The 10,879-nt window shown below is 67.2% G+C and carries 11 protein-coding genes; 8 read left to right on the top strand and 3 right to left on the bottom strand.

The genetic code is table 11. From position 1 onward, the window contains the following. Window positions 1-104: 104 nt before the first annotated feature. Window positions 105-689, bottom strand: a complete 585-nt coding sequence (metW, locus tag AC1DYI_RS17505) for a methionine biosynthesis protein MetW (protein ID WP_477205414.1) — start codon at window positions 687-689, stop codon at window positions 105-107. Next, the gene (metX, locus tag AC1DYI_RS17500; protein WP_477205413.1) at window positions 686-1,852 is read right to left on the bottom strand and encodes a homoserine O-succinyltransferase MetX; all 1,167 of its coding nucleotides are present in this window, start codon (window positions 1,850-1,852) and stop codon (window positions 686-688) included. Before metX ends, metW begins: the two co-directional genes overlap by 4 nt. A gap of 234 nt (window positions 1,853-2,086) precedes the next feature. Here metX and AC1DYI_RS17495 point away from each other — a divergent pair, with 234 nt between their 5' ends. The 5 genes from AC1DYI_RS17495 to AC1DYI_RS17475 all read left to right on the top strand — a co-directional run bounded on the left by AC1DYI_RS17495 (window position 2,087) and on the right by AC1DYI_RS17475 (window position 6,372). Then, window positions 2,087-3,133, top strand: coding sequence for an AI-2E family transporter (locus AC1DYI_RS17495; RefSeq protein ID WP_477205412.1), 1,047 nt, complete (start codon window positions 2,087-2,089; stop codon window positions 3,131-3,133). Between the two features lie 193 nt (window positions 3,134-3,326). Then, the gene (modA, locus tag AC1DYI_RS17490) at window positions 3,327-4,109 is read left to right on the top strand and encodes a molybdate ABC transporter substrate-binding protein (protein ID WP_477205411.1); all 783 of its coding nucleotides are present in this window, start codon (window positions 3,327-3,329) and stop codon (window positions 4,107-4,109) included. 9 nt (window positions 4,110-4,118) lie between these two features. After that, window positions 4,119-4,793, top strand: a complete 675-nt coding sequence (gene modB, locus AC1DYI_RS17485; protein WP_477205410.1) for a molybdate ABC transporter permease subunit — start codon at window positions 4,119-4,121, stop codon at window positions 4,791-4,793. Between the two features lie 14 nt (window positions 4,794-4,807). After that, window positions 4,808-5,506 (top strand): ATP-binding cassette domain-containing protein, encoded by a 699-nt coding sequence (locus AC1DYI_RS17480; RefSeq protein ID WP_477205409.1) that lies wholly within the window; start codon window positions 4,808-4,810, stop codon window positions 5,504-5,506. Between the two features lie 41 nt (window positions 5,507-5,547). Next, complete coding sequence (locus AC1DYI_RS17475) at window positions 5,548-6,372, top strand: TOBE domain-containing protein (protein ID WP_477205408.1); 825 nt, start codon at window positions 5,548-5,550, stop codon at window positions 6,370-6,372. Between the two features lie 33 nt (window positions 6,373-6,405). Here AC1DYI_RS17475 and AC1DYI_RS17470 read toward each other — a convergent pair whose 3' ends face one another. Then, the gene (locus AC1DYI_RS17470) at window positions 6,406-7,353 is read right to left on the bottom strand and encodes an MBL fold metallo-hydrolase (RefSeq protein WP_477205407.1); all 948 of its coding nucleotides are present in this window, start codon (window positions 7,351-7,353) and stop codon (window positions 6,406-6,408) included. Window positions 7,354-7,638: 285 nt separating this feature from the next. Here AC1DYI_RS17470 and AC1DYI_RS17465 point away from each other — a divergent pair, with 285 nt between their 5' ends. The 3 genes from AC1DYI_RS17465 to AC1DYI_RS17455 all read left to right on the top strand — a co-directional run. Beyond that, window positions 7,639-8,892, top strand: a complete 1,254-nt coding sequence (locus AC1DYI_RS17465; RefSeq protein ID WP_477205406.1) for an MFS transporter — start codon at window positions 7,639-7,641, stop codon at window positions 8,890-8,892. 315 nt (window positions 8,893-9,207) lie between these two features. Continuing rightward, complete coding sequence (locus AC1DYI_RS17460; RefSeq protein ID WP_477205405.1) at window positions 9,208-10,203, top strand: hypothetical protein; 996 nt, start codon at window positions 9,208-9,210, stop codon at window positions 10,201-10,203. 42 nt (window positions 10,204-10,245) lie between these two features. After that, window positions 10,246-10,879 (top strand): RNA polymerase subunit sigma-70 (locus tag AC1DYI_RS17455; protein WP_477205404.1); only part of this gene is annotated, 634 nt, incomplete at its 3' end.

Below are 10,879 nucleotides of genomic sequence, written 5' to 3'. Positions count from 1 at the left end.
CTGCTGGCCCGGGCCGACCAGGCCTTGTACGACGCCAAACGCACCGGGCGCGGCAAGGTGGTTGGCTGAAGCCGCGGCCGCCCTCACGGGCAGCGGGTGCCGCCTCAGATTCGTTCGAACTTGAACACTGCGACGCTTGCCCGCAGGTTCGGCCAGCGGCGGATCACCTCCCCGCTTTGGAGGCCGAAGCTGTCGATCACCTCCAGCCCGTTCTTGCGTGCCAGTACCTCGAAGTCCTTGTAGGTACCGACGCGGATGTTGGGCGTGTCGTACCACTCGTAGGGCAGCGCCCGCGTCACCGGCATGCGGCCACGCAGGATCGCCATGCGGTTGACCCAGTGCGCGAAGTTCGGAAAGCTGACGATGCCGATGCGGCCCACGCGTGCAGTCTCGCGCAGCATGTTTTCGGCATTGCGCAGGTGCTGCAGGGTTTCGAGCTGCAGCACGACGTCGAAGCTGCGGTCATCGAACAGCTGCAGCCCCTCTTCGAGGTTGAGCTGGATCACGTTGACGCCCCGTCGCGCACAGGCCAGCACGTTGGCATCGTCCAGCTCGACGCCGTAGCCCGAGCAGCCGCGCGTCTCGCGCAGGTAGGCCAGCAGCTCGCCGGTGCCGCAACCGAGGTCAAGCACGCGTGAACCTTGCGGCACAAGCTGGGCGATGACCTCCAGGTCCTTGCGCTCACTCATTGTGCAAACCCCTTGACTACGGCGCCGGCCACAGGCGGCTCAGCCGCAATGCGATCGAAGTAGGCCCGCATCACACCGTGGTAACGCGGGTCTTCGAGCAGGAAGGCGTCGTGGCCGTGCGGCGCGTCGATCTCGGCGTAGCTGACCTCGACCTTGTTGTCGACCAGCGCCTTGACAATCTCGCGTGAACGCGCGGGCGAGAAGCGCCAGTCGGTGGTGAAGCTGACGACGAGAAACTTCTTGTCGCGCGCGACCTTGAACGCCGCCGTCAGATCATCGCCATGCGCACGGGCCGGGTCGAAGTAGTCCAGCGCCCGGGTGATCAGCAGGTAGGTGTTGGCGTCGAAGTACTCGCTGAACTTGTCGCCCTGGTGGCGCAGGTAGCTTTCGATCTGGAACTCGATGTCCTGCGTGCTGTAGCCCAACTCGGCCTCGCGCAGCTCACGGCCGAACTTGGCCTCCATCGAATCGTCGCTGAGGTAGGTGATGTGGCCGATCATGCGCGCCACGCGCAGGCCGCGTTTCGGGATCACGCCGTGGGCGTAGAAGTGGCCGCCGTGGAAATCGGGGTCGGTCACGATCGCGCGCCGCGCCACCTCGTTGAAGGCGATGTTCTGCGCTGACAGATTCGGCGCCGTGGCCACGGCCACGCAGTGGCGCACGCGGTCGGTGTGGCGCAGCGTCCAGCCCAGCGCCTGCATGCCACCGAGGCTGCCGCCGACCACTGCCGCGAGCTGCTGGATGCCCAGACGGGAGACCAGCCGTGCTTGCGCGTCGACCCAGTCTTCCACCGTTACAACCGGGAAGTCGGCGCCATAGGGCCGGCCGGTCGCCGGGTTCAGATGCATCGGCCCGGTCGAGCCGAAGCACGAGCCCGGGTTGTTGACGCCGATGACGAAGAAGCGCTCGGTGTCCAGCGGCTTGCCGGGGCCGACCAGGTTGTCCCACCAGCCGGTGCTGTTCGGCTGGTCGGCATGCTCGCCGGCCACATGGTGCGACGCATTCAGCGCGTGGCACACCAGCACCGCGTTGCTGGCATCGGCGTTCAGCGTGCCGTAGGTCTCGTAGACCAGGGTGTAGTCCGCCAGGCTCGCACCGCTGCGCAGCGGCAAGGGCTCGGCGAAATGCATGCTTTGCGGGGCAACCAAGCCGACCGACCTCATGAAACCTGACCTCCAACGAAAAAACCCGGTACCGCAGCGAAGACGCGGACACCGGGTTCAAGTCGGAGCCCTGTTTAGCTGCATTTGATAGAGCGCCCGCAATCTGGAACAAATCGGCGCTGTGGGGCGGAGTCTATCAGCCCCCTTCGGCTCATCGGCGCGCGCTGGCTGCCAGCTCCCTGCCAAGGTGGCATAGTCGCCGGCACGAAAGTACTGGGAAGGACAGGCGGCCACGTGAACCACAGTCTTCAGCACTACGCCCGGCTCGGGGCGGTGGTCGTGGTCGTCGTCGGCTGCTACCAGGTCCTGCATCCATTCATCCCGGCGCTGCTGTTCGCTGCTGTCGTCTGCACCGCCAGCTGGCCGCTGTATCGCCGCCTGCGCGACGCGCTCGGTGGCCGTGCCATCTGGGCTTCGCTGCTGATGACGCTGCTGCTCGTCGTGCTGGTGATCGGCCCGTCGACGCTGCTCGCGCTCAGCCTGGCCGACGATGTGGCCGCGCTGATCGACGGCGCGCGCAACCTGATCGACCACGGTCCATTGCAACCGCCGGACTGGCTGCGCGACGTGCCCATGGTCGGCACCGCCCTCACCGACTACTGGCAACGCATCGCCGCCAGTCGCGAAGAGTTGAATGCGCTGCTGAAGAGCCTGTTCGAGCCGGCGCGCATCGTGCTGCTGGGTGCCGGCAAGGCCATCGGCAGCAGCCTGGTGCAGCTGACCTTCGCGACCTTCATCGCGTTCTTCTTCTACCGCGATGGTGAGCAGCTGGTGCAAGCCGCCCGCGCCATCCTCGCCAAGCTCGCCGGCCGGCTGGGTGATTCGCTGCTGTCAACGATCAACGGCACGGTGATCGGCGTGGTGCACGGCATCTTCGGCACTGCGCTGGCACAGGCCATGGTGGCGCTGATCGGCTTCCTGGTCGCCGGCGTGCCTGGTGCGATGGCCTTGGCCGCGGCCACTTTCTTGTTGTCGATGGTGCCGGTCGGCCCGCCGCTGGTCTGGGGCGGCGCCGCGATCTGGCTCTTCGCGCAAGGCTCGGTGGGCTGGGGCATCTTCATGATCGCGTGGGGGCTGCTCGCCGTCAGCTCGATCGACAACTTCATCAAGCCCTACCTGATCAGCCGCGCCAGCAGCCTGCCGCTGCTGCTGATCCTGCTCGGCGTGTTCGGCGGCATCGTCGCCTTCGGCTTCATCGGCGTCTTCATCGGCCCGCCGATGCTGGCGGTCGGGCTGACACTGGTGCAGCTGTGGGCGTCGTCCGAACCCGACGACAACTGAAGCCAGCTCGGCTGAGCGGCCTGTGAGCCGCTCAGCAAGGCGCGATATTGCGCGAGATACGGCGCATCTGGCCTGACCCTACGATCGGACCTTCTAGACGTATGGCTTGGCCGAAAGCCTGCGTCTCGGACGCTGCATATACTTCGGTATATTCCGGCCACGCTTCGCCCACCGATACGGCGGCGCCAAGACCATGCTGCAACCACTCGTTCGCCACCTCCCTCGTCTTCTGGGTGCCGCTGGCGCCGTGGGCGCGCTGGTCCTCTGTGTGCCGGCTTGCGCGGCTGATCTGACGGTTTCGGCCGCCGCCAGCCTGACCAATGCGTTCCGTGACTTGGCACCTGGCTTCGAAGCGGCAAACCCTGGCACCAAGGTTCAGTTCAACTTCGCCGCGTCGGGCGCGCTGCTGCAACAGATCGCCAAGGGCGCACCGGTGGACGTGTTCGCCAGTGCCGACCAAGAGACGATGGAGCAGGCCCAGACGCAGAAGCTGGTCGAGGCCGCCCGGCGGCGCAATTTCGTGTCGAACACGCTGGTCGTGATCGTGCCGACCAGCGCAGCCGCCGGCGCCACGCCCAAGGCCATCAACGACCTGACGCAGCCGGCCTACCCGCGCATCGCCATCGGCCTGCCGGCCAGCGTGCCGGTCGGCCGCTACACGCAGTCCGTGCTGCAAGCGGCCGGGCTGTGGGCAGCGATCGAGCCGAAGATGATCGGTGCGCAAAACGTCCGCCAGGCGCTGGACTACGTGGCGCGCGCCGAGGTCGACGCAGGCTTCGTCTACGCCACCGACGCAGCGCTGATGCCTGACAAGGTGAAGGTGGCCTTGACCGTGCCGACGACCGCGCCGGTGCGCTACCCGGTCGCCCCGATCGTCGGCGGCCCCAACACTGCACTGGCCCAGAAGTTCGTTGACTACCTGGTGTCGGCGCCGGCCCAGGCCGTGTTGGCCAAGCACGGCTTCGGCAAGCCCTGATTGACCGGCATGGAAGGTGCGTGGATCGCGCTGGCGTTGACGCTGAAAGTGGCCGGCTGCGCCACGGCGCTGAACCTGCTGTTCGGCGTCGGCGTGGGCTATGCGATGGCACGCTGGCGCTTCCCGGGGCGCGACCTGCTGGATGCGCTGCTGACGCTGCCGATGGTGATGCCACCCACCGTGCTGGGCTACTACCTGCTGGTGCTGATCGGCAGCCGCGGGCCGATCGGCGCATGGCTGCTTGAGCACTTTGGCATCCGGCTGATCTTCACCTGGCAAGCCGCGGTGATCGCTGCCACGGTGGTCGCATTCCCTTTGGTCTTCAAGGCCGCGCGTGCGGCTTTCGAGACGGTCGAGCCGCAGTTGGAAGAGGCCGCTCGCACGTTGGGCATCGGCGAGACGGCAGTGTTCTTCCGGGTGTCGTTGCCGCTGGCCTGGCGTGGCATCTTGTCCGGCCTGCTGCTGTCGTTCGCGCGCGCACTGGGCGAGTTCGGCGCCACGCTGATGGTGGCCGGCAGCATCCCCGGCAAAACGCAGACCCTGTCGATCGCCGTCTACGAGGCAGTGCAGGCCGGGCAGGACGACATGGCGAACTTCCTGGTCGCCGTGACCTCGCTGACCTGCATTGCCGTGCTGCTGGCCGCGGGCAAGCTGGTGCCCGGCCGCGTCGCGCCGCGACTTTGACGAAGGCGCCGAGGATGGACTGGGACGTTGCACTCACCAAGCACCTGCGCCACGAAGGCTCACGCTTCGAACTCGACGTGGCCTTCACCAGCACGGCGCCAAGGCTCGCGCTGTTCGGCCCCTCGGGCGCCGGCAAGACCCAGGTCATCAAGATGCTGGCCGGCATCTCGCGGCCAGACCGCGGTCACATCCGGGTGGCGGGGCAGGTGCTCTTCGACAGCAACGCACGCGTCAACCTGCCGGCCCGGCAACGCCAACTGGGCTATGTGTTCCAAGACTATGCGCTGTTCCCCCACCTGACGGTGCAACAGAACATCGGCTTCGCGCTGCAAAGCGGCTGGCGCAACCCGGCGCTGCGCGGCGACGCCCCACCGGCAGCGCAACGCTGGATCGATGCCTTCCATCTGCAACCGGTTGCCGGCTTGTACCCGCACCAGATCTCCGGCGGCCAGCGTCAGCGGGTGGCTCTGGCTCGCGCGCTGGTGCATGAACCGGCCGCACTGCTGCTGGACGAGCCGTTCGCAGCGCTCGACAAGGCGCTTCGGCGCCGGCTGCGCGATGAGCTGAAAGAGTTGCAGGCCTCGTTGAAGATCCCCACCTTGCTGATCACCCACGACGACGACGACCTGCAAGCCCTGGCCGACGAAGTCGTGCACATGAGCGCGGGCCGCGTGGTCGAGCCTAACCAGATACTGGAGGTGACCGATGTTTGAGGGCATGGATACGCCGGCCGAGCACATCCTGAGGAGAGTCGATGGCCACTCGACGACGAAAAGCCGCTGAGCGGCTCGGTTTGAGCGGCGAGCTCTGGCTGACCGTCGGCGACAAGGAGCTGGGCGGCAGCGACCGCATGGGCTTGCTCAAGGCGGTCGCCGAGCAAGGTTCCATCACCCAGGCGGCCAAGGCCTTTGGCCTGAGCTACAAGGGCGCCTGGGACGCGATCGACCGCATGAACCAGGTGGCCGGCGAGCCGCTGATCGAACGCTCGGTCGGCGGGCGAGGCGGCGGCTCGACCCGGCTCACGCAGCGAGGTGTTCGCCTGCTCGAGCGCTATGAGCAGATCGACGCCGTTCATCAACGCTTTCTGCAGTTGCTCGACCGCTCGTCGATCRACCTCGATCAAGAGTTCTCGCTTCTGAAGGTGATCAACATGAGGACCAGTGCCCGGAACCAGTTCGTCGGCACGGTGGCATCGATTCGCGCCGGCGCGGTCAATGACGAAGTCGAGCTGACCCTGCCGGGCGGCGCAAAGCTGGTGGCCATCGTGACCCGGGAGAGCACCGAATCGCTGGGGCTGCGCACCAGCATGACCGCGATGGCGCTGGTGAAGGCGTCGTCGGTCCTGCTCGCCACCGGGCTCAAGGACGCGAAGGTGTCGGCACGCAATCAGCTGGTCGGCACGGTGGCCCAGGTGACCCCGGGCGCCGTCAACGCCGAGGTCGTGCTGGACATCGCCGGCGGCGGCAGCGTGGCCGCGATCGTGACCCAGGGCAGCGTGCAGTCGTTGGGCCTGGCGCCGGGCGTCGAGGCGACCGCGCTGTTCAAAGYGTCGAGCGTCATCCTCGCGGTGACGAACTGATCGCCGCGTCACCGGACCTCGCTCGACGGTGCCTCAGGCCGCCTGCGACCGACGCCGTCCTTTCTGAACACCGCCGCCACGGCGGCTGTAGGTCACCGGTGTCCATCGATACCCGGTCGCATCCCGGGTGAGCTTGCCGAGGCCCGGAAACGAGATGTGCGCCGCGCCGATCAGCCAGTCTTCGTCGGCGGCTTGCTGGAACACGGCCTCGCGCTGCGCCGCAGCCGCCGGCTCGTCGCTGTCGAACTTGATCGACACGCTGGGCTGCGGAATCTGCACCTGGGCGCTGTGCACGATGTCACCCCAGATCACCAGACGCTGGCCGGCGCTCTCGAGCCGGTAGAGCGTGTGGCCCGGTGTGTGACCCGGCGCAGGGATGGCGGTGATCCCGGGCAACAGTTCGGTGGTGCCGCTGAAATTCTTCAGGCGGCCGGCGTCGATGTAGGGGGCCAGCGAAGCCCGCCCCTGCGGGAACGAATGCTTGCGGTGGGCCGGCGCGTTCGCTTCGTCTTCGGCGCTGAACCAGTGCTGGTGCTCGGCGTCGGCCACATGGACCACTGCGTTCTGGTAGACCCGTTTGCCGTCGATGGTCAAGCCGCCGGAGTGGTCGGCATGGACGTGGGTGAGCAGCACCACGTCGATCTGGTCGACCGAGTAGCCGGCGAGCTCGATCGCATCGGCCAACTCGCCACCGCCGCGTTCGCCAAACAGCTCACCCGCACCGGTGTCCACCAGAACCAGTTGATTGCCGGTGTGAATCAAGTACGCGTTGATCGAGACTTCCGCCGGCAGCTGCTCGCCGCAGCGACCGTAGATCTCTTGAACGTCTGCCGGTGCGATGCCGTTGAGCAAGGCGTCGAACGGAACGTCCACCGTGCCGTCGCACAAGGCAGTGACCTCCCACTCGCCGAGCATCAAGCGATAGAAGGCCGGTGCCTGACTCCGCGCACGAGCGACCAGCTGGCGGCCGCCAGGACCCATGGACCGCTCACCGCCCTCGGGCTCGAACCGCATCAACGCACAAAGGCAAAAGGGCTTCAGTCTCACGCRCGCGCCTCCAACGACACTCTGGCGGGCACTTTATCCAAGCTCGCGTTGGCGGACGTTTGCTGGGGACTCTGCCGCGCGCTGTCACGAGGACGACCGGGCTGGGTATGCTCGCACCGGCGGCTCTTCATTCGCCCATGACGCCAAGGTCCACCTTCAACAGGACCTGAAAGCCACCTCTGCCCACGTCGAACCCCCGCCTCATCGGACAAGCCCTGAATGCTTCTTGACATCGGCCCGCTGCGCCACAACACCGCCTTCCGCCGTCTGTTCGCCAGCCAGTTCATCTCGGGGCTGGGCACCATGGTCAGCTACGTGGCCGTGCCCTGGCAGCTCTACGAGCTGACGCATTCCAACGCCCAGGTGGGCCTGCTGGGCCTCGTGCAGCTCGTGCCGGTGGTCCTGTGCGGGCTGCTCGGTGGCGCCGTGGCAGACCGCGTGGACCGCAAGCGGCTGCTGATCGCGTCGGAGGCGCTGATGGCGCTGTGCCTGGCAGGCCTGCTGGCCAACGCACTGACCGCCGCGCCGAGTGTGCTGGCGATCTACGCACTCGTGGCAGTGCTGCAGGGCGCCAGCGGCTTCCACCGCCCGGCGCTGGAGGCGTTGACGCAAAAGCTCGCGCGGCCCGAGGAATTCGCCGCCGTCGCGGCGCTGTCCTCGGTGCGCGGCACGGTGGGCATGGTGGCCGGGCCTGCGCTGGCCGGGCTGCTGCTCGCGCGCTGGGGCGCGGTGGGTGCGTATCTCTTCGACTTCGTCACCTTCCTCGCGGCGCTGTTCTTTCTCGCCCGCATCCCGCGTGCGGCCATCGGTTCGGTGGATGAACCGGGCGAGCGCCCTCACCTGCTGGCCGACCTGGCCGAGGGCCTGCGCTTCGCGTGGGCGCGCCCCGAGCTGATGGGGACCTACATCGTGGACATCGTGGCGATGGCCTTCGCCTTCCCGGTGGCGCTGTTCCCGGCCATGGCCGCGGCGGACGGGCGCACCGCGTCGGTGGGCTGGCTGCTGTCGGCGATGTCGGTCGGGGCACTGGCCATCGGCCTTTTCAGCGGCTGGACCGGCAAGGTCACGCGCCACGGCCGCGCGGTCGTCATCGCGGCAGCCGTGTGGGCGCTGGGCATCGTGGCGCTGGGATTCGCACCCAGCTTGAGCTTGGGTCTTGCGTGCCTGGCCGTGGCCGGTGCGGCTGACATGGTCAGCGGTGTGTTCCGCGGCACGATCTGGAACCAGACCATCCCCAACTCACTGCGCGGGCGGCTGGCCGGCATCGAGATGATCAGCTACCTGACCGGCCCGCTCATCGGCAACGCACGCGCCGGCTTCATGGCCGATGCCTGGGGCGTATCAGCTTCCATTTGGATCGGCGGCGCGATCTGCCTCATCGGCGTCATCGCGACGGGCTTCGCCCTGCCGCGTTTCTGGGCCTACCGCAGCACATCGGCACCAGCCACGGCTGCGGAAGCCGTGGTGGCCTAGAAGGCTGGGCACAGGGGCGGCTCGCATTGCGGTCAGAGCGAGCTCGATCACGGCGACCCCAGGCAGACTTAGGCAGCGCCCACCGCTTAGGCCGTCCACGCAAACTCGTAGTTGCCATTCGAGGGCTCGACTTCCGAAGATGCCGCACCCCTAACGGCAAGCGTGCGCGCAATGGTGAGCACGCGCTCCGCGTGGCCAACAAGCAAGCGTCATGGCRAAGAGCAAGCGCATCTGACCAGCCCGCGAGGAACTCGTCATCCGCGATCGAATCGATCGATTCAAGATGACCACCAGGCCTTGGCCAGAAAGGCGACCATGAACCGCGCCTCCATGATGGTGCTGTGCTGCACCTTGGCTGTAAAGGCCAGTGCGTTTGCAGCGCCCTCGCCAGTTCCAGAAGTCCTGGCGCCCGGCGTGATCTCCGGACCTGCACACGACTCGGCGCCGGCGTTCACGCCGGATGGAAACGAGGTCTACTTCTCCAGGAGCTCCTCAGCGATCTCCACGATCATGGTGTCGTACAAGACGTCGGACGGTTGGTCCGAGCCGTCGGTCGCGCCCTTCTCGGGGCGGTGGAACGAGATGGAGCCCACCATGGCGCCCGGAGGGCGTTACATGGTCTTCGTATCCAATCGACCGGCCCTGCCTGGCGGTGCCGCTCTCGACGGATTCTTTGACGGCGTCGCTCGACCTGGAATRGGCGCACAACTGTGGCGCGTCGATCGCTCCGGAGCGGGATGGGGCGAGCCGTATCGACTGCCGGACGAGATCAATGCCAACACGTCCATCTATGCGCCGTCCATTGCGGCTGACGGCAGTCTCTATTTCATGAAGCCCGGCGCCGAAGGCAAGTTCGAGATCTATCGATCGCAGCGAACCGCTTCGGGATTCATGCCGCCCGAGGCGATGCCGTTCAACCAGAAGGGCGGCACAAACGTCGACCCTGCCGTCGCGCCAGACGAGTCTTTCGTGGTCTTCTCGAGTGGCCGAAAGCCCGCGCGCAGCATGGACCTGTTCATTGCCTTTCGACAAGGCAAGAACTGGGGATGCCCGATCCACCTCGGCGATGTCGTCAACAGTGCCGGCTCCGATGCCGAGRCTCGTCTTTCTCCGGACGCGAAGACCTTGTACTTCAGCAGCGAGAGAACAGTGCCGACCTCGTTTCCGATGACCCGTGACGAGACGATCAAGGCGATGCAGCGAATGCAATCCTGGGACACCGGGAACTACAACATCTTCTCCGTCAGCCTGGCGCCGTGGCTGCAGGCGCGAGGTGATGAGCAATGTGAAACGGCCCCGCGACGACCGTGACGTGCGGATGCCGGCGTGCGGCGTTGCGCGCCAGAATGAGCGATGGGCTTCCCACATGATCCCGTGGCCGAAACCGAATGGCTGTCGCGTGCACGCGCCGGCGACGCCGCCGCCTTCGACCGCCTGATCGCCCCCCGCCGCCGCCAGCTTCACACCCACTGCTACCGCATGCTGGGCTCGCCCTTCGATGCCGACGACGCGCTGCAGGAAACCTTGCTCGCCGCCTGGCGCGGCCTGGCCGGCTTCGAGTCGCGGAGCGCGCTCGGCACCTGGCTCTACCGCATCGCCACCCATGTGTGCCTGCGGCTGATCGCGCAGCGCCCGCGGCGCATCACATCGCCCGACCACGGCGCGCCGCTGCAGGCCACGGCTGAGCTGGGCGAGATGGTGACCGGGCCGGTGTGGCTGGAGCCCCTGCCCGATGACGACCTGGTCGGCACCCATGAAGACCCGGCCACCACACTGCAACGCCGCGAGCACGTGGCACTCGCCTTCGTGGCCGCGCTGCAGCACCTGCCCGGCACGCAGCGCGCCGTGCTGCTGCTGCGCGAGGTGCTGGGGTATTCGGCGGCCGAAGCGGCCGAGATGCTCGACACCTCGGTCGCCTCGGTCAACAGCGCGCTGCAGCGCGCGCAGAAGACGGTGAAAGAGCGCACGCCGGCGGCCGAGCCACAGC

It is taken from the genome of Ideonella sp. P3_A4 (assembly GCF_056403075.1).
Note: the sequence above shows the minus strand (reverse complement) of the source record. Positions and strands in the feature narration are given on the sequence as shown.

Coding starts and splice junctions, on each gene's coding strand:
- AC1DYI_RS17470 (WP_477205407.1), bottom strand. CDS start 7,353: ATGGGTCCTGGCGGCCGCCAGCTGGTCGCTCGTGCGCGGAGTCAGGCA.
- metX (WP_477205413.1), bottom strand. CDS start 1,852: ATGAGGTCGGTCGGCTTGGTTGCCCCGCAAAGCATGCATTTCGCCGAG.
- AC1DYI_RS17465 (WP_477205406.1), top strand. CDS start 7,639: ATGCTTCTTGACATCGGCCCGCTGCGCCACAACACCGCCTTCCGCCGT.
- modA (WP_477205411.1), top strand. CDS start 3,327: ATGCTGCAACCACTCGTTCGCCACCTCCCTCGTCTTCTGGGTGCCGCT.
- metW (WP_477205414.1), bottom strand. CDS start 689: ATGAGTGAGCGCAAGGACCTGGAGGTCATCGCCCAGCTTGTGCCGCAA.
- AC1DYI_RS17480 (WP_477205409.1), top strand. CDS start 4,808: ATGGACTGGGACGTTGCACTCACCAAGCACCTGCGCCACGAAGGCTCA.
- modB (WP_477205410.1), top strand. CDS start 4,119: ATGGAAGGTGCGTGGATCGCGCTGGCGTTGACGCTGAAAGTGGCCGGC.